Source organism: Kocuria rhizosphaericola, assembly GCF_044462205.1.
GTDB classification, from domain to species: Bacteria; Actinomycetota; Actinomycetes; order Actinomycetales; family Micrococcaceae; genus Kocuria; species Kocuria rhizosphaericola.
The window spans coordinates 30,702-54,471 of sequence record NZ_JBISWK010000033.1 but is presented as its reverse complement, the minus strand read 5'-3'; the positions used below and the strand labels follow the sequence as shown (position 1 = coordinate 54,471).

At 73.7% G+C, this 23,770-nt stretch carries 25 protein-coding genes; 15 read left to right on the top strand and 10 right to left on the bottom strand.

Annotated features, from left to right (window positions below):
- The first annotated feature begins 23 nt into the window (after window positions 1-23).
- Window positions 24-1,691, top strand: a complete 1,668-nt coding sequence (locus ACH9D2_RS03205; protein ID WP_396361308.1) for an NERD domain-containing protein — start codon at window positions 24-26, stop codon at window positions 1,689-1,691.
- Window positions 1,692-1,746: 55 nt separating this feature from the next.
- Here the strand turns inward: ACH9D2_RS03205 and ACH9D2_RS03200 are convergent, their stop codons facing one another.
- Window positions 1,747-2,769, bottom strand: coding sequence for a DUF368 domain-containing protein (locus ACH9D2_RS03200; RefSeq protein WP_396361307.1), 1,023 nt, complete (start codon window positions 2,767-2,769; stop codon window positions 1,747-1,749).
- A gap of 162 nt (window positions 2,770-2,931) precedes the next feature.
- On the opposite strand from ACH9D2_RS03200, the gene ACH9D2_RS03195 reads away from it, so the two are divergent.
- From ACH9D2_RS03195 to ACH9D2_RS03160, 8 genes are all read left to right on the top strand, one after another.
- Complete coding sequence (locus ACH9D2_RS03195; protein ID WP_396361306.1) at window positions 2,932-4,374, top strand: sodium/glutamate symporter; 1,443 nt, start codon at window positions 2,932-2,934, stop codon at window positions 4,372-4,374.
- Between the two features lie 6 nt (window positions 4,375-4,380).
- Window positions 4,381-5,139, top strand: a complete 759-nt coding sequence (locus ACH9D2_RS03190) for a dienelactone hydrolase family protein (RefSeq protein WP_396361305.1) — start codon at window positions 4,381-4,383, stop codon at window positions 5,137-5,139.
- Window positions 5,140-5,405: 266 nt separating this feature from the next.
- Window positions 5,406-5,627, top strand: coding sequence for a hypothetical protein (locus ACH9D2_RS03185; protein WP_298584530.1), 222 nt, complete (start codon window positions 5,406-5,408; stop codon window positions 5,625-5,627).
- A gap of 103 nt (window positions 5,628-5,730) precedes the next feature.
- Window positions 5,731-6,603 (top strand): BadF/BadG/BcrA/BcrD ATPase family protein, encoded by an 873-nt coding sequence (locus tag ACH9D2_RS03180; protein WP_396361304.1) that lies wholly within the window; start codon window positions 5,731-5,733, stop codon window positions 6,601-6,603.
- Window positions 6,604-6,636: 33 nt separating this feature from the next.
- The gene (locus ACH9D2_RS03175) at window positions 6,637-7,551 is read left to right on the top strand and encodes an EamA family transporter (RefSeq protein ID WP_396361303.1); all 915 of its coding nucleotides are present in this window, start codon (window positions 6,637-6,639) and stop codon (window positions 7,549-7,551) included.
- 45 nt (window positions 7,552-7,596) lie between these two features.
- Window positions 7,597-7,803 carry a hypothetical protein gene (locus ACH9D2_RS03170; RefSeq protein WP_396361302.1) on the top strand — a complete coding sequence of 69 codons (207 nt, stop codon included), beginning with the start codon at window positions 7,597-7,599 and terminating at the stop codon, window positions 7,801-7,803.
- A 55-nt stretch (window positions 7,804-7,858) separates the two neighbouring features.
- Window positions 7,859-8,977 (top strand): FAD-dependent oxidoreductase, encoded by a 1,119-nt coding sequence (locus ACH9D2_RS03165; RefSeq protein WP_396361301.1) that lies wholly within the window; start codon window positions 7,859-7,861, stop codon window positions 8,975-8,977.
- A gap of 87 nt (window positions 8,978-9,064) precedes the next feature.
- A complete protein-coding gene (locus tag ACH9D2_RS03160) occupies window positions 9,065-10,093 on the top strand; it encodes an ion channel (RefSeq protein ID WP_396361300.1) in 1,029 nt (342 codons plus the stop codon).
- Here ACH9D2_RS03160 and ACH9D2_RS03155 read toward each other — a convergent pair.
- Window positions 10,036-10,914, bottom strand: coding sequence for a hypothetical protein (locus tag ACH9D2_RS03155; protein WP_396361299.1), 879 nt, complete (start codon window positions 10,912-10,914; stop codon window positions 10,036-10,038). The two genes, ACH9D2_RS03160 and ACH9D2_RS03155, sit on opposite strands and share 58 nt — an antisense overlap.
- The gene (locus ACH9D2_RS03150) at window positions 10,911-11,705 is read right to left on the bottom strand and encodes a ferritin-like domain-containing protein (protein ID WP_396361298.1); all 795 of its coding nucleotides are present in this window, start codon (window positions 11,703-11,705) and stop codon (window positions 10,911-10,913) included. Before ACH9D2_RS03150 ends, ACH9D2_RS03155 begins: the two co-directional genes overlap by 4 nt.
- Window positions 11,706-11,866: 161 nt before the next feature.
- On the opposite strand from ACH9D2_RS03150, the gene ACH9D2_RS03145 reads away from it, so the two are divergent.
- Window positions 11,867-12,829 (top strand): ABC transporter ATP-binding protein, encoded by a 963-nt coding sequence (locus ACH9D2_RS03145; RefSeq protein ID WP_396361297.1) that lies wholly within the window; start codon window positions 11,867-11,869, stop codon window positions 12,827-12,829.
- Window positions 12,826-13,620, top strand: a complete 795-nt coding sequence (locus tag ACH9D2_RS03140) for an ABC transporter permease subunit (RefSeq protein WP_396361296.1) — start codon at window positions 12,826-12,828, stop codon at window positions 13,618-13,620. The genes ACH9D2_RS03145 and ACH9D2_RS03140 overlap by 4 nt, the downstream gene beginning before the upstream one ends.
- Window positions 13,621-13,705: 85 nt before the next feature.
- On the opposite strand, the gene ACH9D2_RS03135 is transcribed toward ACH9D2_RS03140, so the two are convergent.
- The 3 genes from ACH9D2_RS03135 to ACH9D2_RS03125 form a co-directional block, all read right to left on the bottom strand.
- Entirely contained in the window at window positions 13,706-14,512 is an 807-nt protein-coding gene (locus ACH9D2_RS03135; RefSeq protein ID WP_396361295.1) for an alpha/beta fold hydrolase, read from the bottom strand.
- Between the two features lie 73 nt (window positions 14,513-14,585).
- Window positions 14,586-14,768: a PspC domain-containing protein gene (locus tag ACH9D2_RS03130; RefSeq protein ID WP_396361294.1), complete on the bottom strand. Its 183-nt coding sequence runs from the start codon at window positions 14,766-14,768 to the stop codon at window positions 14,586-14,588.
- Between the two features lie 84 nt (window positions 14,769-14,852).
- Window positions 14,853-15,338, bottom strand: a complete 486-nt coding sequence (locus ACH9D2_RS03125) for a pyridoxamine 5'-phosphate oxidase family protein (protein WP_396361293.1) — start codon at window positions 15,336-15,338, stop codon at window positions 14,853-14,855.
- A gap of 197 nt (window positions 15,339-15,535) precedes the next feature.
- Between ACH9D2_RS03125 and ACH9D2_RS03120 the strand changes: the two genes are divergently transcribed.
- Window positions 15,536-16,144, top strand: a complete 609-nt coding sequence (locus ACH9D2_RS03120; protein ID WP_396361292.1) for a flavodoxin family protein — start codon at window positions 15,536-15,538, stop codon at window positions 16,142-16,144.
- Between the two features lie 25 nt (window positions 16,145-16,169).
- On the opposite strand, the gene ACH9D2_RS03115 is transcribed toward ACH9D2_RS03120, so the two are convergent.
- The 3 genes from ACH9D2_RS03115 to ACH9D2_RS03105 form a co-directional block, all read right to left on the bottom strand.
- Window positions 16,170-16,757, bottom strand: a complete 588-nt coding sequence (locus tag ACH9D2_RS03115; RefSeq protein ID WP_396361291.1) for a hypothetical protein — start codon at window positions 16,755-16,757, stop codon at window positions 16,170-16,172.
- On the bottom strand, window positions 16,754-17,773 hold the full coding sequence (locus tag ACH9D2_RS03110) for a bile acid:sodium symporter (protein WP_396361290.1): 1,020 nt from the start codon (window positions 17,771-17,773) through the stop codon (window positions 16,754-16,756). Before ACH9D2_RS03110 ends, ACH9D2_RS03115 begins: the two co-directional genes overlap by 4 nt.
- Window positions 17,774-18,091: 318 nt before the next feature.
- On the bottom strand, window positions 18,092-18,673 hold the full coding sequence (locus ACH9D2_RS03105; protein WP_396361289.1) for a TetR/AcrR family transcriptional regulator: 582 nt from the start codon (window positions 18,671-18,673) through the stop codon (window positions 18,092-18,094).
- Between the two features lie 583 nt (window positions 18,674-19,256).
- Between ACH9D2_RS03105 and ACH9D2_RS03100 the strand changes: the two genes are divergently transcribed.
- The 3 genes from ACH9D2_RS03100 to ACH9D2_RS03090 all read left to right on the top strand — a co-directional run bounded on the left by ACH9D2_RS03100 (window position 19,257) and on the right by ACH9D2_RS03090 (window position 22,649).
- A complete protein-coding gene (locus ACH9D2_RS03100) occupies window positions 19,257-19,712 on the top strand; it encodes a hypothetical protein (protein ID WP_396361288.1) in 456 nt (151 codons plus the stop codon).
- Window positions 19,713-20,436: 724 nt separating this feature from the next.
- Window positions 20,437-21,201, top strand: a complete 765-nt coding sequence (locus ACH9D2_RS03095; protein WP_396361287.1) for a CPBP family intramembrane glutamic endopeptidase — start codon at window positions 20,437-20,439, stop codon at window positions 21,199-21,201.
- A complete protein-coding gene (locus ACH9D2_RS03090; protein ID WP_396361286.1) occupies window positions 21,198-22,649 on the top strand; it encodes an AMP-binding protein in 1,452 nt (483 codons plus the stop codon). Before ACH9D2_RS03095 ends, ACH9D2_RS03090 begins: the two co-directional genes overlap by 4 nt.
- Window positions 22,650-22,789: 140 nt before the next feature.
- Here ACH9D2_RS03090 and ACH9D2_RS03085 read toward each other — a convergent pair whose 3' ends face one another.
- The gene (locus ACH9D2_RS03085; RefSeq protein ID WP_396361285.1) at window positions 22,790-23,575 is read right to left on the bottom strand and encodes a hypothetical protein; all 786 of its coding nucleotides are present in this window, start codon (window positions 23,573-23,575) and stop codon (window positions 22,790-22,792) included.
- Window positions 23,576-23,770 lie beyond the last annotated feature (195 nt).

Below are 23,770 nucleotides of genomic sequence, written 5' to 3'. Positions count from 1 at the left end.
CACATCCCGGATAGCCTGACGCCATGCCACAGACCTTCCCGGAGTCCCCCGAGTTCCCACCAGGGTCCGGAGCGGAGCAGTGCGTCTGGGAAGCGCTGCGGGCACAGCTGCCGGAGGACGCGGTGCTGATCTCAGGACAGCGCATCACCGGGGACGAGACCGAGGCGGAACTGGACCTGCTCGTGCTGTGGCCCGGCGTGGGCAACGCGGTGGTCGAGGTGAAGGGAGGCCGGCTCTCGGTCCGTGACGGACAGTGGTACCAGTCCGGCAGGGATGGGGCACACCGGCTGAAGCGGTCCCCGCTGGAGCAGGCCCAGTCGGGGATGCACGCCCTCCTGGACTACCTGGCCCCGCGGCTGTCCCGCGGGGGCGGGCGGACCACGTTCTTCGCGGCGCTGCCCTACACCCGCCTGCCCGAGGACTGGGACGTCCCCGACGCCCCGCGGGACCGGTTGCTCGACAGCACCGACCTGGACGGTATCGCGGGACGGTTGAACCAGGTGCTGCGGCGCAGCACGCAGGCCTACCGGCCCCCGGACCCGGCCACCGTGGCGCTCGTCGTCAAGAACCTGCGCCGCACCCATCTGTCCCTGCGGAACGTGCAGGACCTCGCCCGGGAGCTCGAGGACTCCGGCAACCAGCTCACCCGGGAGCAGGAGCGCACGCTGTCCCTGCTCCGCCGGCAGCACCGGGCTCAGATCACCGGAGGCGCCGGCTCCGGCAAGACCCACCTGGCCATGCTCAAGGCCCGCCGGCTCACCCGCGACGGGCACCGCACGGCGCTCGTGTGCTATTCCCGGGGGCTCGCACGGTATTTCCAGCTGATGTCCCGGGCGTGGCCGGAGGAGGAGCGTCCGGCGTACATCGGGCTGTTCCACCGGCTGCCCCTCGAGTGGGGTGCGGAGCCCGGCGAGGACGACGACCCCGACTACTGGGAGCAGCGGCTCCCCCAGCAGCTGCGGGAGCTGGCCGTCGCCCGCCCGGACGGGAGCCGGTTCGACGCGATCGTCGTGGACGAGGCCCAGGACTTCGGGGAGCTGTGGTGGGAGGCGCTCGTCCAGTGCCTCGAGGACCCGGACCAGGGCGTGCTGTTCGTGTTCGCCGACGAGCACCAGCGCATCTTCGACCGGGACGGGCACGCCCCGATCGATCTCAACCCGTTCCCGCTGGACGACAACCTGCGCAACACCTCGGCCATCGCCCGGGCCTTCGCCCCGCTCGCCCGCGAACCGCAGCGGTGCCGGAACGAGGAGGGGCCGGCGGTGCGGTTCGTCGACGTCGAGCCCGGGGCGGTCCTGGATCTCGCCGACGACGCCGTGGTCGCCCTCCAGGGAGAGGGGTGGGACCCGGGCCGCATCGCCCTGCTGACCACCGGCAGGCGCCACCCGGTGCAGCGGGAGGTCGTGGAGACGGAGGGCTTCGGCGCCTACTGGGACGGGCACTTCGCGGAGGAGGACGTGTTCTACGGACACGTCCTGGGCTTCAAGGGCCTCGAGCGTTCGGCCGTGGTCCTGGCGGTCAACGGGTTCCAGGACATGGCCCGGGCCCAGCACATGGTCTACGTGGGCATGTCGCGGGCGAGGTCGCTGCTCGTCGTCGTCGGACCCCGGGAGGTCGTGGGGGAGGCCGCCGGCCCGCAACTGCTGGCCGCGCTCGACGCCGGCCAGGCGTGGCGTCCGCCCCCGGGATGACCCGGAACCGCGTCGGCCCGCAGCAGCCCTCTGCGGCTGAGCGGCCCGCGGCCGACTACCGGGGGCTGTCGGTGGCCTCGTCGCCGGACTCGACACCGGCGAGCTCCTCCTGGGACCCGTGCCCGGTGCGCGCCCGGGTGCGGGCGTCGACGGCCAGCAGGGCGAGGACGACGACGCAGCCGGCCGCGGCCGCGAGCAGCTGGACCCACCAGTCCCCCTCGGGGGAGAGCAGCGTGCGGTCCTCGAGCTGCCAGGGCCACAGGGTGCGCAGGGCGCCGAGCATGAGCCCGGTGAGCGCCAGCATGGTGACGCGGTGGTGGTGGTCGAGGAGCCACTGCAGGCCCTTGACGATGACCACCATGCCCAGGGCGGCGCCGAGGAAGAACAGGGACAGGTAGCCGAGGTCGAGCTCGTCGACGGCCCGCAGCGTCGGCTGGTAGAGCCCGATCGTCAGGAGCAGGAAGGAGCCGGAGAGCCCGGGCAGCAGCAGCGCGGACACCGCGACCATGGCCGCGAGCACGACGAGCAGCGGCGCGGGCGCGACCGTGGTGGGCGGGACGGACACGAGCACGAACGCGACCGCCGCCGCGAGCGCCACCACGGCCGCGTCCCGGGCCCGCAGAGCCCCGCCCGCCAGGCGCAGGGGCACCCCGATGGAGGCCATGACCATCCCGAAGAACAGCGCCCGCATGGTGACCGGGTACTCCTCGACGAGGTGGCTCATGGGACCGGCCACGGTGAGCAGGGCCGCGACCATGCCGATCACCACGGGCAGCACGATCCGCCAGTGGACCAGGGCGAGGTGGTGCCGCACCCCGGCGGCGCGGTCGGGCCCGAGGAGCGCCCGCTTGCCGGCGGACACCACGTGCCCGGCGGAGTTGATGAGCTCGTCGTAGATGCCGACCACGAGGGCCACGGTGCCGCCGCTGACGCCGGGGACGGTCTCCACCACGCCGATGAGGGCGCCGCGCACCACGTTGCCCGGGATGCTGCGGCGGGGCTCCCCGCCGGCGGTGGCGGTGGGCGTGGTGGTGGTCGGCGGTGTCGAGGGACGGTCCGGGGGCGACGAGGGCGTCACGGGTGCTCCTGGGCGGTGGAAGAGGGGTGGACAGGGCAGGGAAGAGGGGACGCCTGCCAGGGTACCGGGGCGGACGCCCGTCCCACCGGCTCCTGGTGTGCCGTCGGCCACTCGTGCATAGACTGGGCCCGACCGCCCGCGCTGTCGACCCAGGAGTCCGCCATGAGCCCCGACCACGTCGGTTTCGCCCTGATCCTGCTGGCAGCGCTGTTCCTGGTGGGGAAGTGGTTGCGGGTCCGGGTGCGGTGGATCCAGAAGATCTTCCTGCCCAGCTCGATCATCGCGGGCGTCCTCGCCCTGCTCGCCGGCCCCCAGGTCCTGGGCCGTCTCGGCGAGGCCGCCGGCGTCGACGGGCTCGCGGACGGGGGCGTCTTCACCCCGGAGATCCTCGAGGTCTGGTCCACGCTCCCCAGCCTGCTCATCAGCGTGGTCTTCGCGACGCTCTTCCTCGGGGCGTCCATCCCCGGCCCCCGCCGCGTCGCCCGGCTCGCCGGTCCGCAGCTGTCGGTGGGTCTCGCCCTCGGCTCCGGCCAGTACGTGGTCGGCCTGCTGCTGGTGATCATGGTCCTCGGGCCCCTGTTCGGGATCTCCCCCATGGCCGGCGCCCTCATCGAGATCGGCTTCGAGGGCGGCCACGGCACCGCGGCCGGGATGCGCCCCGTCATGGAGGAGCTGGGCTTCGAGGACGGCGCGGACCTGGCCCTGGGCATGGCCACCGTCGGCCTCGTGAGCGGCATCGTCATCGGGATCGCCGTCATCAACTGGGGCGTGCGCACCGGGCGCACCAAGGTGATCAAGGGCAACGTGGAGCAGTCCATCGAGGAGCAGAAGGGCCTCTACCGCCGGGACGAGAACATCCCCGCGGCCATGATGACCTCCCGGCCGGCCTCGATCGAGCCGCTCACCCTGCACGTGGCCGTGGTGGGCATCGCCATCCTCATCGGCTACCTCATGCTCACGGCCCTGCAGTGGATCGAGCAGGCGCTGTGGGCGGACACCGTGGAGCTGCTCGCGTTCGTGCCGCTCTTCCCGCTCGCCATGCTGGGCGGCGTGGTGGTGCAGCTGGTCATGGACCGGCGGGGCATCGGCCACCTGCTGGACCACCAGATGATGCTGCGCATCCAGGGGCTCGCCCTCGACTTCCTGATCCTCGCCGCCATCGCGACCCTGTCCCTCACCGCGATCGCCGCGAACTGGGAGGCCTTCCTGATCCTGTCCCTCTCCGGCGTCGTCTTCTGCACCGGCTTCCTGATCCTGTTCGTGCCCAAGATCATCCCCGACTACTGGCTCGAGCGCGGCATCGCGGACTTCGGCCAGTCCATGGGCGTGACCGCCACCGGCCTCATCCTGATGCGCATCGCCGACCCGCACGACGAGAGCCCGGCGATGGAGGCCTTCGGCTACAAGCAGCTGTTCTTCGAGCCGTTCTTCGGCGGCGGACTGATCACCGCCGCCTCGGTGCCGCTGATCTACCAGTTCGGCCCGTGGCCCCTGCTCGCCGTCATGTCGGTGCTGTTCGTGGTCGCACTGGCCGGCGGCATGGCCTACCGCCGCCGGCTCGTGGCGGCCGGCACCGCCGACGCCGTCCACGCCCGGCAGGCCTGAGCGGTCATGAGCGACGTCGTCGTCGCCACCGACCACGGGGAGATGCCCGTCCACGTGGCGGTGCCCGACGGTCCGGGGCCCTGGCCCGGTGTGGTGCTCGTGCACGACTTCACCGGGATGAGCCAGGACCTGCGCCACCAGGCGGAGTGGCTGGCGGGCGAGGGCTTCCTCGCGGTCGCCCCGGATCTCTTCCACTGGGGTGGCCGGCTCCGCTGTCTGCGCACGATCATGAAGGACATCGGCGCCCGCCGGGGACGCACGTTCGACGACGTCGAGGCGGCGCGGTCCTGGCTCGCGGCCCGCCCCGACTGCACCGGCCGGATCGGGGTCATCGGTTTCTGCATGGGCGGCGGCTACGCGCTCGCGCTGGCCGCGGAGCACGGGTTCTCGGCCGCGAGCACGAACTACGGCGGGTGCCCCGAGGGCGCCGAGCAGTGGCTCCCGAGCGCCTGCCCGATCGTGGGCAGCTACGGCGGGGCGGACACCACGCCCCTGGGCGGGGACGCCGGCCGCCGCCTGGAGGGGATCCTCACGGAGACCGGGGTGGAGCACGACATCAAGATCTACCCCGGCGTGGGCCACGGCTTCATGAACGACCACGACCCCGAGGACCTCTCCCCCATGCTGCGGGTCCTCGGCCGGTTCAGCCGCACCGCCTACGACGATCCCGCCACCCAGGACGCCCGGCGCCGGATCACCGCGTTCTTCGACCGGCACCTGCGGGAGCAGACCGGCCCGGACGTCCCGCAGGACTCGGCCGGCTGAGCCGCCGGCGGGCGCTCGCGACACGGATGACGGCGTGCGACGACGCCTGTCCGACGTGTTGATGTTCACGCTCCCGGCCGGGACGCCCGTCACAGATCACGGCCCTCCACGAGCACGGACAACCGGTGCAGGTTGCCGACCGGGCGGGGGTGTGACGAAGGTCAAGACGAACGAGGCGTTTGTCAAATCGGACCGGCCGCCCAGGTCGCCCCGGACAGTGCACCATGGAGGAGTACACAGACAAGAACGTGATGGGAGGTGGCGACATGACCGCTGCTGAGAAGTGGATGACCGATCTGAGCCGGATCCAGCCCGGTGACCGGCTCGAGATCTGGGACGAGTTCTACGAGAGCTGCATCGGCACCGTGGGGCAGGTCTCGCACCCCCTGGGAGTCCTGTGGATCCTCGAGGCCGGCACCGGCGTCCGCCGGCTGTTCTCCTTCGAGGGGTGCCGCCTGCGCCCCGCGCCCCTGGCCCTCGCGGCCTGACCGGACACGGTCCACGACGCCCGATCGGGCCGGTTCGCACCGGCGTCCGGTCGGGCGTCGTCGTGCCCGGGGTCCGCTCGGCCGCGCACGGCAGGATGGACCCATGAGCATCCTCATCGGCCTGGACATCGGCGGCACCACGACCCACGGCCTGCGGGCCGAGGACGGCCGCCCGGCGCGGGAGGCGGTCGGCGGCAGCGCGAACGTGCAGAACGTCAGCGCCGGCGAGGCCTCCCGCGCCCTGGCGCGCGTCCTCGGGGAGCTGGACGCCTCCGAGGCCGACGTGGTCGTGGCGGGGGCCGGCGGGGTCGACACCCCCGCGGACGCCGAGGCGCTGCGCGCGCTCATCGCCCCGCACGCCGGCGCGGCGCGGATCGTCGTCGTGCACGACACCCGGCTGGTCCTGGCCGCCGGCGGGTGCAGCACCGGCATCGCGGTCATCGCCGGCACCGGCTCCGCCGCCTGGGGCGCCGCCCCGGACGGCCGGGAGGCCCGCGCCGGAGGGTGGGGGCACCTGCTGGGCGACGAGGGCAGCGGCTACTGGCTGGGCCGCGAGCTCGTGCGCCGCGCTCTCGCCCGGCTCGACGACGGCCTGCGGCCCGACGCCCTGGACCGGGCGGTGCTGGCCCACTGCGGGCTCACCGAGCCCGGCCAGCTCATCGAGCGGTTCCACGGCGGCGCGGACCGCGGGTTCTGGGCCGGGCTGTCCCGGGTCGCCTTCGAGGCGGCGCCGCACGACGGCGACGCCCTGCAGCTGGTGGACCGCGCGGCCGGAGCACTGGCCGACCTCGCGGCCACCGTGTCCCGGCGGCTGGAGCTGACCGGCCCGGTGGTGGTGGGCGGTGGCCTGGCGCGGCACCAGCCGCTGCTGCGGCACCGGCTGCGGGAGGCCGCCGCGGCCCGCGGGCTCGGGGAGCTGCGGGTGCTCGACCGCGATCCCGTGCACGGCGCACCGCGCCTCGCCGGCCGGCGGTGAGCGAGTGGCGCGGCGGAGCCCTACCCTGAACGGGTGACCGCCCTCGCTCCCTCCCGCAGCCCCAGGCTGCGCCCGACCGTCTACGTGCTGGCCGCCGTCGTGTCCGTCCAGTTCGGCGGGGCCCTCGCCGCCGTCCTGGTGCCCCTGATCGGGGCGTCCGCCACGGTGACCATGCGGCTGCTCATCAGCGCGGCGATCATGCTGGCCGTCATCCGGCCGCGGCTGCGCGGCCGGAGCCGGCAGGCGTGGCGGTCCGGCCTGTTCTTCGGGGCGGCCCTGGCGGGGATGAACTTCGCGTTCTACCAGTCCCTGGCCACCCTGCCGCTGGGCGTGGCCGTGACCATCGAGTTCCTGGGCCCGCTCACCCTCTCGGCGGTGCTCTCCCGCCGCCCCCGGGACGTCCTCGCCGTGGCGGCGGCCCTGGCCGGGATCGTGCTCATCTCCCAGGCCCTCACCGTGCCGTGGGCGCAGCTGGACCTCACCGGCATCGCCTGGGCGGCACTGGCCGGGGCGGGCTGGGCCGCCTACATCCTGGGCAGCCGGTCCGCGGGCCGGCACTTCGACCAGCTGGACGGTCTCGCCGTCGCGCTGGTCGTGGCGGCCGCCCTGGTCACCCCGGTGGGCGTCCTCACGGCGCACGCCCCCGCCCTGACGTGGGGCGTGCTGGGCGCCGGGGTGGGGATCGCGATGCTCTCCTCCGTGGTCCCCTACTCCCTCGAGCTGCTGGCGCTGCGGGCCATCCCGCCCAAGGTCTTCGGGATCCTGCTGAGCCTGGAGCCCGCGGTCGCGGCCCTCGCGGGACTGCTGGTGCTCGGCCAGGGACTCACCGGCCTCCAGCTCGTGGGCATGGGCCTGGTGGTGGCCGCGAGCGCCGTGGTCATGGTGGGCGGCGGCACGCCCGAGCTCGGCACGGACGCCGCCGCCGGGGCCGAGCCCCGGCAGAAATGATCAGCCCCCTGTTCAACCACTGACGTCTCGTGATGGGATGGACCCATGGAAGCCAACGAGATCATGGACCGCATCCGCTCCGCCCGCGACCACGCCCTGGAGCAGGAGCGCGAGGAGCGCAGCAACATCGCCGACGCCGACACCGCGGACAAGCAGGGCGCCGCGAGCGTGCGCCTGGCCACCCGGCAGGCCGTGCGCGAGGCCTTCGACGACATCCTCGGCGAGAGCTCCGACCCCGAGCAGGACGGCTGAGCACCCGGACGGCCGAGCGTCCGCACGCCATGACGAGCATCCCCGGAGCACCCCGATGACCCGCACGGCCGTGGTGGGCGCCGGCATCGTGGGCCTCGCCGCCGCCCACGCCCTGCGGGCCCGCGGCGCCGACGTCACCCTTTACGAGTCCGGGCCGCCGGGCGGCGGACAGTCCGCCGGGCAGTCCCGGATCTTCCGGCACGCCCACGAGGACCCGCGGCTCGTGGCGCTGGTCGCCCGCAGCCGGGCCCTGTGGCGGGAGTGGGAGCAGGAGTTCGACGTCGAGCTGGTCTCCCGCGACGGCGCCGTGGCGATCGGGGACGGGATCGAGGACAAGCTGCGCACCCTGGAGCCGTTCGCGGAGATCCCCGTGCGGCGCCTCCCGCCCGAGGAGCTGCACGACCGGCTGCCCCTCCTGGCCGACTGGACGGGCCCGGCGATGCTCGACGTCGACGGCGGCGCCATCCGCACCCTCGCCGCCGTCGGCGCGCTGACGCACCGGCTCGAGGGCTCGATGCTGCGCGAGCACGTGCTCTCGGTGCGGCGCACCGAGGGGCAGAAGATGGAGGTGCGCACCGGGACCACCTGCGAGACCTACGACCACGTGGTGCTGTGCGCCGGCCGGGGCACCGCACCGCTGGCCCGCGGCGCCGGGCTCGACCTGCCCGTGGAGGTCGGCGCGCACGTCCGCCTCACCTTCGCGATGACCTCCGGCGGGCCGGCCCCCGACCGGCCCGGGACCGGCCGCGGACTCCCCACCTTCCAGGACGGCAGCGGGGCCTTCGGGGAGACCGGCGTCTACGCCGCCCCGTACCCGGACGGCCGCCACTACTCCGTGGGCCTCAGCGCCGACACCCCGGCCCACCCGGACGGGGGCCTCGGCGATCCCGCGGCGCTCGCCGCCCTGGCCGACCGGACCGTGGCCTACGTGGAACGCGCCCTGCCCGGACTGGACCCCCACCCGGTCGACCACGTGCACTGCTGGGTCACCCGGCTGCCGTGGGGCGACGACGGGGTGGGCGTCTGGTCCGAGGACGGGCTCACCGCCCTGGCCGGGCACAACCTCTTCAAGCAGGCCCCCGCGCTCGGCGAGGCGCTCGCGGAGACCGTGCTGACCGGCACGGCCCCCGGGCACCTCCACCACGAGGAGCGGCTGGGCCGCTCGGCCGGCTGACCACCGCCCGGCCACGTGGTGGTGGCCACCGGCGCGGATCGGCGTAGGGTCACGGGAGGTGCCCCGCGATCAGACAGGAGACCACCGGTGCCGATCTTCCTGTTCCGCCTGGTCCGCAGGCTCGGCCGTGTGCAGGCCTGGGGGCTGCCTCTGCTGATCATCCTCACCGTGTTCCTGACCAGCTGGCCCCTCATGGCCTGGGCGGAGCCGTCCGAGAACACGATCACCGCCGCGGAGAACTACTGGTGGTGGTTCCTGGTCACCGCGTCCACCGTGGGCTACGGCGACTTCTTCCCCACCACTCTCGGCGGCCACCTGGTCGGCGTGTACGTCATCATCGGCGGCATCGCCACGCTGACCATCATCTTCACCAGGATCGCCACCGCGATCGAGACCGCGAAGGGACAGCGCATGAAGGGCCGGATCGAACTCGGCATGTCGGACCACCTGGTGATCCTCGGCTACACGTCCGGCCGCACCGAGCGGCTCGTCCAGGAGCTCACCGGGGACGGCACCGCGTCGATCGCGCTGTGCGCGTGGGAGGACGTGCCGCAGCACCCGATGCCCGAGCACCCCGGCGTCGAGTTCGTCCGTGGCGACCTCGCCGACGAGTCCGTGCTGCGCCGCGCGGGTCTGCACCGCGCGGCACGGGTCCTCGTGGACGCGCGCGACGACAACGAGGCGCTCACGCTCACCGTGGCGGTCACGCACGTGACCCCGGACGCCCACGTGGTCGTGACCCTGCGCGACATGGGCCGGGCCCGCAACTTCTCCTACGTCGACGACGACGTGCGGTGCGTGCAGTGGCACTCACCGCGCCTGGCGACCGAGGAGCTCCAGGACCCGGGCATCGCCGCGGTCTACGCCGAGCTGATGACCCACGGCGGGCGGAACACCTACAGCGCCCGGCTGCCCTCGGGGCTGGCCGGCAGGGCCTTCGGGCGGGTGCAGGAGGCCATGGGACGCGGTCTCGGCGCGACCGTGCTCGCCGTCCAGCACGACGGCGGGCTGCTCGACCCGGACTGGGAGGCCCCGCTGCCGGAGGGCTCCGTGCTGTACTACGTGGGCCGGCGCCGGCTCTCGCCCGAGGAGATCGCCGACTGCTGCTCGGCCTGAGGCCGACGCCCGGGGCCCCGGCCGGCGCCGCATGCCCGGTCGAGGCGCCCCAGCGCCGCGGCGACCGGCCGGGCGCCGGCCAGACCGGGAAGGACCGCGAGATCCTCGTCGAGCCTCAGCAGGTCGGCACGGGCGGCGGGATCGGCGAACAGCCGGCGGACCCACGCGCCGGCCGGACCGGGGGCGCAGTAGCGGGTCCCGGGCCAGCGCCACCTGGCCGAGCCGGAGCGCGCGAGCCGGCGCGCGCTCGCGCTGCCGGCCAGCCGGGCCCCGGCCTCCTCGGCGAAGAACGCCAGGTGCCGTTCCTTGAGGCGCACGATCTCCTGCGCCGTCCCGGCCAGCCGGGGTTCGGCGGCCCCCAGCCGGCGGTAGACCGCGGCGAGCACCGCGGTGTCGAGCCCTCCGGTGGCCATCTGCCCCCCGGTGAGGTCGGCGCCCAGGAGATTGCTCGCCACCGCGCCCAGCGCGGGCCGGGCCCGCTCGTCCCAGGTCCGCCACAGCCGCCCCCCGGCCGTGCCGGCAGGCTCGCGGGGTGTGCGCCCGTGCGCGGCCAGGATCGCGCCGAGGGACTCGGCGAGCCAGTGCTGCTCGTAGGCCCACGTGGTGAGGAAGGCGGTCACCCGGGACTCGGCGTGGGTGGGGGTCACCAGGATGTCCCGCAGCCGGTCCAGCTGCCCGCGCTCGACGCACCACAGGTGCGCCAGCACGTCGAGCGTCTCGGGCGCGAGTCCGCGCAGGGTGTCCGGGTCGAGGTCCGCGGGGCGCAGCGCGTGCGGGTCGCGCAGATAGGCCCGCACGTCGAACCCGGCGGTCGCGCTCACGCCGGCACGCCCCGGGCGTCCAGGGCGTCGGCCACCACGGCCAGGCCCGCCATGCCGGGCAGCTTCGCGATCTGGCAGTCGATGGCCTCGATCTCCTTGCGGCCGTCGGCGCCGGAGAAGAGGTGGCCCATGACGTGGGTGACCTCGTCCTCGGGCGAGACGCCGGAGCCGACCGGCTGCCAGGCCGTGCGCAGGGCGAGGCGGGCCAGCTTCTGCGCCTTGGGGTTGTCCTGCAGCCGGGCGCGGGCCTGGGTGGTGTAGAACGCGATGTGCTTGGTCTCCTGGGCGGCTATCCGCTGCAGCAGCGGGGCGAGCACGGGGTGGTCCTCGAGCGCGGCCAGACGCCGGTACGCGGCGGCGGCCGACCGCTCGTTCACGGCGCCCCAGAGCATGTGCACGGCGACGAAGTCGTGTCCCACGATGTTGGACAGCAGCGACTGCTTGACCGGGCCGACGCGGTCGCGCCAGCCGAGCTTGACCCGCTTCGCCTTGACCTCGTCGAAGGCCACCGTGATGCCGTGCAGGGACAGGACGTGCGCCAGGGCCTCGCCGTGCCAGAACTCCTCCCGGTTCCACATGGTCATGAAGGTGCTGACCTCCGGGTCCTTGCGGGAGGGGCTGACGAGCATGTCGCGCAGGTAGCAGACGGTGTGGAACTCGACGTCGCACATGTACCGCAGCGTGCGCAGCGTCTCCGGGGGCAGGGGGGCCTCGCGCAGCGCGTCGAGCCCCAGGTCCTCCCAGTGCAGGCTGGTGGACTCGTCGGCGAACCGGTCGATGTCGAAGGCCATGGCTCCTCTTCTCCTCGTCGATGTGGTGCTCTCGCGAGGTTGTTCGGCACCGGTGGCCGAGCGGACGGGTCGGCCGGGCCCCGAACCGTTCGGGAACCCCCTGCTCTAGGATGTGGTCATGCGGTCAGCCGGGAGCGTGCGCGAGGTCGGGGAGCGCTGACATGACACCGGCCGTCCGAGCGCGCGGACTCGTCAAGGACTACGGGCGCACGCGCGCCCTGCACGGCGTGGACCTCGAGGTCCAGCCCGGGGAGGTGTTCGGCTTCCTCGGACCGAACGGCTCCGGCAAGTCCACCACCATCCGGTTGCTCATGGACCTGCTGCGCCCCACGGCGGGCAGCGTCGAGATCTTCGGCACCACCCCCGCCACCGGCGGACCCGGGCTGCGGGCACGGATCGGCTACCTGCCCGGTGAGCTCTCCTTCCCCGCCCGGATGAGCGCCGGGGAGTACCTCGGCTACCTCGCGGCCCTGCGCGGCGGCCGGGGCGGACGGCGCACCGGCGAGCTCGCCGAGCGGCTCTCCCTGGACCTGTCCCGTCCCCTGCGAGCGCTCTCCAAGGGCAACAAGCAGAAGGTCGGGCTCGTCCAGGCCTTCATGCACGATCCCGAGCTGCTCGTCCTGGACGAGCCGACCAGCGGCCTGGACCCCCTGCTCCAGCGGGAGTTCCTGCTCCTCGCCCGCGAGGCCAACGCCGGCGGCGCCACGGTCTTCCTCTCCAGTCACATGCTCCAGGAGGTCGAGGACGTCGCCGGACGCGTCGCCATCATCCGCGAGGGCCGGGTGGTCGATCTCGACGACGTCCGCGCCCTGCGCGCCCGTGCCGGGCAGCACGTGCTCCTGCGCTTCGCCGAACCGGTGCCCCTGGCGGAGTTCGCGGACCTGGCCGGGGTGCAGGACGCGGTCCTCGACCCCTCCGACGGTGTGACCCTGAGCTGCCTGCTCCGCGGTGACCCGATGCCGCTGCTGACCGCGGCCACCCGGCACCGCGTGGTCCGCTGGCAGGCCGAGGACCGTGAGCTCGAGGACCTGTTCCTGGACTTCTACCGGCGGCCCGCCGAGCCCACCGCCCCGGACCGCCCGGCGCCGGGCTCCGGGACCACGGGCCCGGAGGTCGTGCGATGACGGCTCGCGGGACCGTCCTGGGCGGAGTGCTGAGGACCAGCCGCCGGTCGCTGGTGCTGTGGGCGCTCGCCGTCGCGGCCGTCACGGCCCTGTACACGGCGTTCTATCCCAGCGTCGGCGGCGGCCAGATGGATGCGATGCTCGAGTCCATGCCGTCGGAGTTCATCACGGCGATGGGCTTCGACAGCATGACCACGGCGGCCGGCTACGTCACCTCGACGGTGTACTCGCTGCTCGGCGCCGTCCTCACCCTGGTGTGCGCCATCGGGCTGGGCGCACGCCTGATCGCCGGGCAGGAGGAGGACGGCACGCTCGAGCTCGAGCTCAGCGCCCCCGTCTCGCGGCGGAGGATCTACGCCGAGCGGCTGGCGGCCCTGTGGCTGACGGTCCTCGTGCTGGTCGTCGCCCTGAGCGCCGCCCTCGGCGTCCTCTCCGCCGCGCTGGAGCTCGGCCTGTCGGCCACGAACGTGGCCGCGGCGAGCACCGGGCTGCTCCTCTTCGGCGGCGCCCTGGGCACCGTGGCGTTCGCGGTGGGGGCCGCGACCGGCCGGCGCGGGACCGCGCTGGGGGTTGCCGCTGCGGTCGCGGTGGCCGCCTACCTGCTCAGCTACCTCTCCCCCATCGCGGAGGCGCCCTGGATGGAGCAGCTCTCCCCCTTCCACTGGTACATCGGCGCCGAACCGCTGGCCACCGGCTTCGACTGGCCGGGCCTGGCGCTGCTGGCCGCCCTGGCGGCACTGGCGGCGCTCGGCGGGGCCCTCTTCTTCACCCGGCGCGACCTCATGGTCTGAGGCCCAGCATCGTCGCGCTCCGGCTCGAAGGTCGTGGCCACCATGGACCACAGGGCCTTGAGGGTGCCGGAGACGACGCCGGCGGTCAGCTGGAAGACCGTGCTGAACGGCCGCCGGCAGGTCCTTGCGGGCCGCCGGACCGGGCGTCCCGTCCGTGCACGGCGACGAAGCGGGCGCAGGCGGCGGCGACCTCCTGCGGGCTGGTGTGCTGGACGGCGTGCGCGGCCCCGGGAATCTCCAGGTACCGGGCGTCGGGGGCGGAGCGGGCCAGGCGCAACGCCCAGTCCCGCCGGGAGACAGGGTCGTCCTTCCCGCGCACGACGAGTCCCGGGGCCGCGCACCGGCGGATGTTCTCCTCGATCCGGTCGTGGAGCAGATAGCGGGCGGTGCGCAGGAATCTCACCAGGCCCATCCGCAGATAGCTGCGGATCACGACGGCGACGGTGTCCAGGGGTTCACGCAGTGCATCCCGCAGCAGTCGGCCCGCCTGCACCAGCAGGCCACGGGCCTCCGGATCCACGGCCGGGCTGAGCAGGACGTACGCCGAGCACAGACCGGGATGGTCCTTGACGGTGTGCACCGCGATCTGGCATCCCATCGAGTGCCCGACGACGACGGGCGAATCCAGCCGCAGCTGCGCGATCACGGCCGCGACGACGTCCCCGAGCTGGGCGACGGTCAGCGGACGCCGCGGCTTCGGCGTGGTCCCGGAGCCCGGCAGATCCAGCGCGTACACGTCGTGGGACCCCGCGAGCTCCCCTGCGAGGCGCAGGAAGTAGCGCCCTGACACCCCGATACCGTGCACGAGCACGACCGGGGGCAGCGCGGGGTCGAAGGATCCGCGCACATCGACCGCGAGAGGCCCCACGGCGACGCGGCGCTCCACGAACACCGGGTGCCTCCGGGCCTCTCCGGTGCGGTCGCCGGGTCCGGGGACGCCCCGGCACCGGTGGTCGCCGACGAGGTCAGCCCTCCTTGGGGATCATGATCCACAGCGCGATGTAGACCAGCTCCCCCACGCCCACGAGGCCGAAGATGACGAATCCGAGGCGCACGAGGAACTTGGGGAGGCCGAAGCGGGCCGCGAGGGCCGCGCAGACGCCGGCGATCAGCTTGCCGTTGCGGGGTCGGACGAGTGCAGTGCTCATAGCTCGAAGTCTACCCGCGGGCTCCGGGACACGCCCGGGCCGGGGCCGCCCGGGCCGGGCGGAGCGGACGGCCCCGGGGAGGCGTCAGAGGTCGACGACGCCCTTGTCGCCCTTGATCGTGTCGCCGGTCACCTTGGCCTTCACGAGGTTGGCCACCTGGGTGACCTTGCCGCCGCCGGGGGTGTCCCAGTACTCGGCGGAGCGGCCGGTGACCTCGATGAGGACGTTGTCCGGGTTCTCGGGCCCGCCCTCGAGCCAGGCCCCGGTGAAGCTGTCCCACAGCTCCTTGAGCTTCGCCTCGTCGTTGAGCACCAGCGCCGTCCCCGTCAGGGAGACCCAGGCGCCCTCCCCGGCGTAGGCGACGTTCACGGCGGGGCGCTGCTGCAGGTCCTGGACCTGGTCCGAGGTGCGCTCGGCGATGAAGTAGACGGTGCCGTCGAAGTCCACGTCCTGGGTGGCCATCGGCTTGGAGATCAGGTTCCCGTGCTCGTCCGCGTGGGTGAGCATGGCGATCCGGGTGTTCTTGATGAGCTCGCGCACCTTGGCGGTGCCGTCGTCCTGGTCGGTCATGGGAAGGTCCCTTCTCTCTTCGGCTGCTGAACTGGTCGACAACTGAACTTCTCGACATCCGAACTGCGGGTCCGCGGCGCGGAGGGCCAGTCTACGAACGCGGGGCGCCTCGCACGAGGGGTGCTCCGGTGATCGGTCACGGATAGGTTGGAGCGGACACCCGCCCGACGCCAGCTCCGTCCCGGAAGGACGTTCCCATGCACCAGCTCTCCGCCGTCGCCCTCGTCTGCACCCTGACCCCCTCGCCGAAGCCCTCGAGCAGCGAGCTGATGGCCCGCCACGTGCTGGACCAGCTCGAGCAGCACGGGGTGCGCACGTCCTCGGTCCGGGTGGTCGACCACGACGTGAAGCCGGGCGTGCAGGTGGACATGGGCGAGGGGGACGAGTGGCCGGCGCTGCGCCGGCAGGTCCTGGACGCCGACATCCTCGTGCTCGCGACCCCCATCTGGATGGGACACCCCTGCAGCGTCGCCCAGCGGGTGGTCGAGCGCCTCGACGCGGACCTCGCCGAGACCGACGACCAGGGCCGGCCCATCATGTACGACAGGACCGCGATCGTGGCCGTGGTGGGCAACGAGGACGGCGCCCACAAGACGATCGCCGACATGACGCAGGCCCTCAGCGACATCGGCTTCACCGTCCCCGCCCAGGCCGGGACGTACTGGGTGGGCGAGGCCATGCAGTCCGTGGACTACCAGGACCTCGATCAGGTGCCGGAGAAGGTCGCGGCCACCACGGCCGGGGCCGCCCGCAACGCCGCGCACCTGGCGCGGCTGCTGCGCGCCGAGCCGTACCCGGCGGTCTGAGACCGGCCCCGGGCCCTCCGGGGGTCTACCGGCCGCGCGGCGCCTCGGCCGCGTCCGGGACCACCGTGTTCTCGGCGGTGCCGGCCGGCAGGTTCACGGGGCACGCCATCTGCCCGGCGAGGCGGTGGACCACGGCGAACGCGCTCAGGGCCAGTGCCAGCACCCCCAGCCACGGCTGGACGGGCGCGAACCACGTCAGGGCCCCGGCGGAGCCCAGGGCCAGCAGGGCGAGCTTGTTGCAGACCGGGCAGCCCACGGCGAACCAGGCGGCGAACGTGCCGACTGCGCCCAGCCGGGCACTGCGGCGCGCGCCGGACCCGACGGCACGGGCCACGGTGGCCGCGGCGACGTCGTCGTCGGGGAGCGGGGTGCCGCCGGCGACGGGCGAGACGTAGGAGGCCACGAGGACTCCGGTGAGCGCCGAGGTGGCGGCCCAGACGGGATAGTTCCACCACACCGGCGGGATCTCGCGGCTGAAGATGCTGTTGGGGATGAGCACGGTGGCCAGGCCCAGTACCAGGGCGGTGGCGAGCCCTGCGAGCACGGCGACGCCCCACTGGCGCGGGCCCCACAGCCGGAGGGCCTGGACGGCGGGACGGAGGCGCTGCGTCATGGGCGGGGGGCCTTTCGGTCGGACGGGATGCTCTCCCCACTGTGTCGTGGATCTAGTCCCCGCACCAGCGCGGGGACGAGCCGCACCAGCAGCACCATCCCCACCAGCTCGACCAGGGTCTGGGCGACGACGACGAACGGCGTGAGCGCGAGCCGCTCCGGCAGCGCCAGGGCCAGCGGGAGCACCACGAGGGAGTTGCGGGTGACCCCGCCGAAGACCAGGGCCCGCGAGACCGCCACGTCCAGGCGGGCGAGACGCGCGGCGAGGATCCCGATCGGGACCATGAGCACCAGGAAGCCGATGTAGAGGGGCACGACCACCGCGAGGCCGGCCAGCTGCTCCCCCACGCCGCGCACCTGTGAGGCGATCACGGTGAACAGGGTCAGCGCCATCAGCGGCACCATGGCCGCGGCCGCCGCGGACTCCAGCCGCCGTGCCGCGGCGGAGCGGGACATGGCCCGCTGCACCGCCGCGGCCGCGGCCAGGGGCAGCAGGATCAGGAGCACGAACGCCTCCAGGAAGGGGCCCAGCTCCACCAGGGCGACCGCCTCCGGGCCGGCGAGGAGCAGCAGGTAGGCCGGCAGGAGCAGCATCTGCGCGAGCATCAGCAGCGGGGCGGCCGCCAGCAGCCGGTCGGCGGCGCCCCCGGCGAGACCGGTGAAGACGATGACGTAGTCCACGCAGGGAGCCAGCAGCACCAGCAGCACACCCAGCAGCAGCGCCTCGTGCCCCGCGACCGCCCGGGACAGCCCGAGGACCACGACGGGGACGACCGCGAAGTTCACCACCAGCAGCGCCGCCAGGAAGCGGAGGTCGGCGAAGGCCCGGCCGAGCGACGCGAACGGCACGGCCAGGAACGTGGCGAAGAGCAGCAGCCCCAGGACCGGGGTGATGACCGGGGCGAGCACGGGAGCGCCGGGCACCGTCCAGCCCACGAGGACCGCGACGGCGACGGCGGCCAGGTACACGGCCACCTGGTGGTGCTCCGCCCACGCGGCTGCTGTCAGTGCGTTCACCCGCCCCAGCCTAGATGCGGGTTCTCGGGGGAGGTCAGTGGTCGTCGGCGGCCAGGGACGGACGGGAGCAGGTGGACGAGCCGTCACCGAGGACACGGTCCGGCCGGACCGTGTGCCCGCCCCCGCCCACCGTGGCCGTCACCAGCACCCGGGAGTGCGGCTGCGCACCGAGCCCGAGCCCGGACGGTCATCGAGGCGCCTCTCGACGCCCGGGGCGACGAGCACCGCATCCGTTCATCGCGCCGGCGCGGCATGCCCTCCGCACCCGGCCGGTGGTGCCACGGCACCGCTCCCCCGGTGACGGGGGCTGCCCGGGGGTCAGTCGCGACTGTGGGCTTGAGCTGCTGAGCGGGCCAGGCGGCGGCCGACGTCGATCGGTGACCGGGGGGTGCCCCGGAGGAAACCGGTCAGGGCTCCGCTGTAGGCCAGGAGGACCTCGTCGGCCAGGTCCGGGGCGCCGGCCCCGGCGAGGGGGCGCGAGAGGTGCAGGAGGCGTTCGGTGAGCAGAGCGGTGTCGCCGGTCAGGACGTCGCTGATCTCGTCCGCGGCCTCGGGGAGCTCGGTGGCGGCGGCCAGGAAGGCGCACCAGCGTGACGGGTGGTGCTGCTCGCCCCGGTAGGAGGCCAGGGCGTCGAACACCGCGAGCAGTCGCGCCATGTCGTCGCCGGCCGCGACGATGTGCTGGTCCCAGACCGCCCGCCAGTCCGCCAACCGGACCCGCAGCGCCTCGGCCACCAGGGCGTCCTTGCTGCCGAAGTGCGTGTACAGGGTGGCCGCGGAGACCTCCGCCTGGCGCAGCAGCTCGTCGACCGGCGTGGCCCGGATGCCGTGGTCGAACAGCACGCGGTCGGCCGCTTGGAGCAGCCGATCGCGCGCGGAAGTTCGCTGGGCCGTGGTCACCGCACCAGTATAGTGATCACCATTTCAGAACGTACGTTTTGCTCCAGTGCGATGAACGTTCTGCCTCGCCGCGGCGCTCGCCTCGCGCATGGGCGCCCGTCCGTGCCTGGTCATCCTGTGCGCGGGGGTGACGGCCCCTCCGGGCTCGGCACCAGCTGCACCGCAGCGTGCGGTGTCCCCATCGTCTGGGCCACGCGCGTCGTTCCCCACTGCGCGGCCGGTGGCACCGCCGCGACACCGGTCAGGACCATTCCGGCCGTGACCAGCGCAACGACGACCACGCCCCTCATCCTCTTCCTGGCATGGACCGGGCCCTGCCTGTGGCCCTGGTGCTGTGCGCCCGGACCACGGCGGAAACCCGTGCCTCCTCCGTGGGACGGCCCGACGACGACGAGCCCTTGGCCACTGAGCAGGATGGCCGGTGATGACTGCCCTGTCACAGTGGCGGTTGCGGTGGTGCAGGTGCGGACCCCGTGGTGGAATGCGTCTCACCGGCCGTCGACCGCGACGCCCGACGTGGGGGCCTCCGCGGGCGTTCGTCGATGACCAGGCCGGGGGACGAACGGGGGACACCGTCATGGGCTTGGGGGCAGACCGACACCGCCGCACCAGCGCCGCGCACCGGCGCCCCGACCGGGGGCGGGACACGCGCGGGGGCTGGGCCCTGGCTGCCCGGGCGGTGGGGGTCTATTTCGCCGGCTCAGCGGCGCTGAACGCGGTGTACACCGTGCGCCACGCCCACCGGTTGATGAGCTGGTTCCGTGACAGCGCCTGGCTGCCGCCCTACCGTTCGGTGCTGGGCGCGCTGGAACCGGCCGCACCCGTCGTCGTCACCGCCACCGTCGTGTTCGAAGCCGTCGTGGGCTACCACCTGCTCCGTCTGCACCGGATCTCCCCGGCCCTGCGCTGGGCGCAGGCCTGGGTGCTGGGTCTGGTGCCGGCCCTGCCCTGGCCCTACTGGGTTCCCAACGCGGCCTCAGCGGTGGCGTTCGAGGCCGTCCGGCGCGGGGCCCACGCTTCTGTGCCGCGTGGGCGGTGACGCCGTACGAGCGATCACGGGGGCGGCGCCACACGGCGACGAGCAGCGGGGCTCCTCGGCTCGCGGGACTGAAACGTACAGGTTCGGAGTCCGGGCGCCGCAGCCTTCGCCCCGCCGTTCCGGCGCAGGTCCCGGAGAGCGCATCGGGACCGCCGCACGACCTCTCTTCCAGCGACGTCCGCCCGGCCCACGTGCGCTGGTGGGAGGCGCGGTGACCCTCAGGATCGCCTCTGCGGTCTGGCAGCCGCGGGGTGGCGTCTCCACGGCACACGGCGGGTGGGGGATGCTGACCGGCGAGCTGGGGCTGTGGCGGCAGTGGCTGCAGCACAGACTCCCTTCGCGGACTGGATCCTGCCCGACGTGGCGTTCCCGCTCTTCCCCCGGGGCGGTGAGCTGTTGGCCGCGGCGGCCGTGCTGATGCGCCGGCACCGTGCCCGGTTCCTGGCAATTCTCTCGGGAGGCGTCTGTGTCCCGGTCCACCACGAGCCCCGTCAAGGGGAAAGGACGTGACGCCGTCCTGCCTGGTGGGCGCCGCGTCACGGACCGCGCCGTGCACGGCGGGGGCACTATGCTGGCGTCCCACACGGGCCGGCCCGACGTCTCGGCGCCCAGGGACGGGCACCGGCCGCGTCTCCTGCGGAGGTCGATCATGACAGGTGCTTCGAAGAACGCGAGACCACCACACGAGTCCGGCAGGTCCGCCGCGTCCGGGCCGCGGGGTTGGGTGGGCACCCACCCGGTCATCGGCTACCTGCTGCTGACCTACGCGTTCTCGTGGTCGTCGTGGGGGCTGGCCTCGCTGATCGGTGGGGCGGGGGCGGTGGTGCTGGTTGTGGTCGGCGGGTTCGGCCCGCCCGCCGCGGCCGCGGTGATGCTCCGGCTCACCGGCCGATCGCTGCGGGACTGGGGCCGGACCATCGTGGCCTGGCGGGTGCCGTGGCCGTTCTACGCCTACGCACTGCTGCTGCCGGTGTGCTTGCAGCTGGGCGTCACCACCGTGCTCTCCGTGAGCGGTGCGGAGGTCGACTGGGCAGCCCTTCCCGGCCGCCTGCCCGGCTACGCGGCGTCGCTGGTCGTCACGGCGGTGCTGTTCGGCGGCATGGAAGAACCAGGCTGGCGCGGCTACGCCCTGCCGCTGCTGCAGGACCGGCACCGGCCCGCGGTGGCCACGCTGCTGTTGGGGCTGGCGTGGGGGATCTGGCACGTTCCGCTGTACGGGCCGGCCGGATTCGTCGTGCCACTGGTGCTGGCGTTCTTCTACACCTGGCTCTACAACCGCACCGGCAGCGTGCTGCTGTGCATCCTGCTGCACGGCAGCTTCACCGCCGCCCAGGACACGTTGTTGCTCACCGCGGACTCCCCCACGGTCGACCTCACGATCCTGTCCCTCTACGTGCTCGGCGCCGCGCTGCTGCTGGCCGCCACCCGGGGACGGCTCGGCCGTCCCGGGGACACGGACACCGACGGCCGCCAGGGGACTGGCCGATGAGCACCGGCGGGCCGTTGGGCCGCGCGGTCGGTGTCGCGTGGGATCTGCACCGGGCGTCCCGCGCCGGTCCGGCCGGGATCGCCGCCCGGCAGGCAGACCGTCTGGCCGGTCTCCTCGAGTACGCCAGGGGAGCTTCCCCGTACTACCGTGACCGGCTCGCCGAGGTGGGCGGCACCGACCTGACCGCGGTGGCGCCGAGCACCAAGCCCGAGCTGATGGCCGACTTCGACCGGTGGGTCACCGACCCGGTGGTCACGCGGGCCGCAGTCAGCGAGTTCGTCTCCGACCCGGACCGGGTCGGAGAGCGTCTGCTGGACCGGTACGCCGTGTGGACCAGTTCCGGGACGACCGGCACCCCCGGGGTGTTCGTGCACGACGCCCAGGCGCAGGCGGTCTACCAGGCGCTGACGGTGCGTCTGTACGCCTCGGTGGTCTCCGGGCAGCTCATCGGGCGGCGGCTCCGCGGCCGGCGCCGCACCGCGGCGATCTTCGTCACCGGCGGACACTTCGCCGGTGCCGCGGGCATCGCCCGCGCCCAGCGTGAGCACCCCCGGCTGGCCGCCGGCAGCCGGCTGTTCTCCGCCCTGGACCCCCTGCCCCACCTCGTCGCGGAGCTCAACGACTTCGCCCCGTCCCTGCTGGCCGGCTACCCCTCGGTCCTGGACCTGCTCGCCGCGGAGCAGGCCGCCGGGCGGCTGCGGCTGCGCCCGGCGCTGCTGCTGGCCGGTGGGGAACGGCTGGGTCCGTCCGCCCGGCAACGGATGGGGGCGGCATTCGGATGCCCGGTGCGCGACACCTACGGCGCCTCGGAGTTCCCCGGGATGGCCTATGACTGCGGCCACGGCTGGCTGCACCTGCACGCCGACTGGGTGGTCCTCGAGGCCGTCGACGCCCGCCTGCGTCCCGTGCCCGACGGGGAGCTCTCCGACACCGTGCTGCTGACCAACCTGGCCAACCGGGTCCAGCCGGTGATCCGCTACGACCTCGGCGACCGGGTGCTGTTCTCCCCCGATCCCTGTGGCTGCGGCAGCCCGCTTCCGGGACTGCGGGTGGAGGGACGCACCAACGACACCCTGACGTTCCCCGCCGCCGACGGCGGCACCACGCAGGTGCTCCCGCTGGGGCTGGTGACCGTGGTCGAGGACATCCTCGGGGTCCGCCGCTGCCAGCTCGTCCAGACCGCACCGGCCACGATACGGGTCCGCCTCGAGAGCGAAGCGGATGCCGACCCGGTGCGTACCGAGGCCATCTGGGCGGCGGTCATCGATCGGCTCCAAGGCCATCTGCACCGGCAACGGGTCGCCGCCCCCACCGTGGAACGCGCGGCGGAGCCGCCGCAGCCGGACCCGCGCAGCGGCAAGCTGCGCCAGGTGTACGCAGCGCTGCCCACCGCCGGGGGCCGCAACGGCTGGCCTCCTTCCGGGCGTGGCCGACCTCGAAGTCCGTGACCCGGCCCTCGGGCCCGGTCCCAGGGAGCCGTGCCTGCAGAAGGTGGCCGCCGGTGCCACGGCCACGTGGCACCGGCAGCTGGGGCCGCCCTCCCGAGCGTGCTGGATCCGGCCCGCCGGCAGCGCCGCTGGCGGGGAGCTCAGCGGCGGATTCCGCGGAGAAAGTACAGGGTGGGCCCGACGAGATTGACGGCGATCACTGCCGCCCACGAGGCCTTGCGGCCGTTGACCTGCTCGGCGGGGCGGAAGGCCAGGTCGGTCCATGCGGCGACGGCCAGGGACACCTGGAGCGATGCCAGAGTCAGCACCGCGGTCTGCTGGCCGGAGCTCAGTTCGCTCCAGCGCCGGACCTGCGTGCTCGTCGTCTTCCCGGTCATGGTGGTCCTCTCGCTCGTGCGGTGGGCGGTCCCGGCCAGGGCCGTGATGTTGCGCAGCATCTCCTGGCTCATCACGAAGCTGATCGGTTCGATCAGGGCCGGGGAGGTGAACAGCTTCTCCGGCCAGGTGGATCCTGCCCGGAAGCTCAGCCGCTCCACCAGTCGGGTGGTGCCCTCCGGGGTGGGACGCAGGTGGAAGGACCACAGCCCTTCGGTGACGCGTTGCTGCCGCGCCGGAGGTCCGGAGTCCGCCAGCACGAGGTCCCTGCCGGGTTCCACCAGGGCCACGGGCAGAGCCGCCTGGGGGTGCAGCCGGATCTGCCCGGCGGCGGTCGGATCCTGGTGCTCGGCCAGCACCCGGTCGGTGTTGGCCATCCGGCAGCCGATGAGGTTCTCGAGGCGCTCGAAGCTGTAGAAGCCCCCGCGCCCCTGTCCGAGCTGGGCCAGCCACGGCCACACATCCTCCGGTGAGGCCTGGATCGTCACGGCGTGGGTGACGGTCCACGACGGAGCCGGGAGCAGCTCGTCCCCGGGCCAGGCCGTGGCCACCTCCTCCGGTGTGGGCGCCCCAGGTGCGGCGGTAGGGGCGCAGCAGCGGTCCGGTGAGCAGGTGCCCGGCCATCCGGGCGACGGCGGCCGCGTTGCGCCCCCAGCTGCGTCCCACGTCCAAGGTGAACCTCTCCCGTCGTGACGGCCGTTCCCCGGTGGAACCGGTCCGGGCTGCCCATGGTGGAACGTCCAGCC

Bases quoted from the DNA above. Each gene is read 5' to 3' on its own strand.
- ACH9D2_RS03190 (WP_396361305.1), top strand. From the start codon at position 4,381: ATGAGCGACGTCGTCGTCGCCACCGACCACGGGGAGATGCCCGTCCAC.
- ACH9D2_RS03195 (WP_396361306.1), top strand. From the start codon at position 2,932: ATGAGCCCCGACCACGTCGGTTTCGCCCTGATCCTGCTGGCAGCGCTG.
- ACH9D2_RS03145 (WP_396361297.1), top strand. From the start codon at position 11,867: ATGACACCGGCCGTCCGAGCGCGCGGACTCGTCAAGGACTACGGGCGC.
- ACH9D2_RS03115 (WP_396361291.1), bottom strand. From the start codon at position 16,757: ATGACGCAGCGCCTCCGTCCCGCCGTCCAGGCCCTCCGGCTGTGGGGC.
- ACH9D2_RS03150 (WP_396361298.1), bottom strand. From the start codon at position 11,705: ATGGCCTTCGACATCGACCGGTTCGCCGACGAGTCCACCAGCCTGCAC.
- ACH9D2_RS03170 (WP_396361302.1), top strand. From the start codon at position 7,597: ATGGAAGCCAACGAGATCATGGACCGCATCCGCTCCGCCCGCGACCAC.
- ACH9D2_RS03130 (WP_396361294.1), bottom strand. From the start codon at position 14,768: ATGAGCACTGCACTCGTCCGACCCCGCAACGGCAAGCTGATCGCCGGC.
- ACH9D2_RS03165 (WP_396361301.1), top strand. From the start codon at position 7,859: ATGACCCGCACGGCCGTGGTGGGCGCCGGCATCGTGGGCCTCGCCGCC.
- ACH9D2_RS03090 (WP_396361286.1), top strand. From the start codon at position 21,198: ATGAGCACCGGCGGGCCGTTGGGCCGCGCGGTCGGTGTCGCGTGGGAT.
- ACH9D2_RS03120 (WP_396361292.1), top strand. From the start codon at position 15,536: ATGCACCAGCTCTCCGCCGTCGCCCTCGTCTGCACCCTGACCCCCTCG.
- ACH9D2_RS03180 (WP_396361304.1), top strand. From the start codon at position 5,731: ATGAGCATCCTCATCGGCCTGGACATCGGCGGCACCACGACCCACGGC.
- ACH9D2_RS03125 (WP_396361293.1), bottom strand. From the start codon at position 15,338: ATGACCGACCAGGACGACGGCACCGCCAAGGTGCGCGAGCTCATCAAG.
- ACH9D2_RS03185 (WP_298584530.1), top strand. From the start codon at position 5,406: ATGACCGCTGCTGAGAAGTGGATGACCGATCTGAGCCGGATCCAGCCC.
- ACH9D2_RS03205 (WP_396361308.1), top strand. From the start codon at position 24: ATGCCACAGACCTTCCCGGAGTCCCCCGAGTTCCCACCAGGGTCCGGA.
- ACH9D2_RS03140 (WP_396361296.1), top strand. From the start codon at position 12,826: ATGACGGCTCGCGGGACCGTCCTGGGCGGAGTGCTGAGGACCAGCCGC.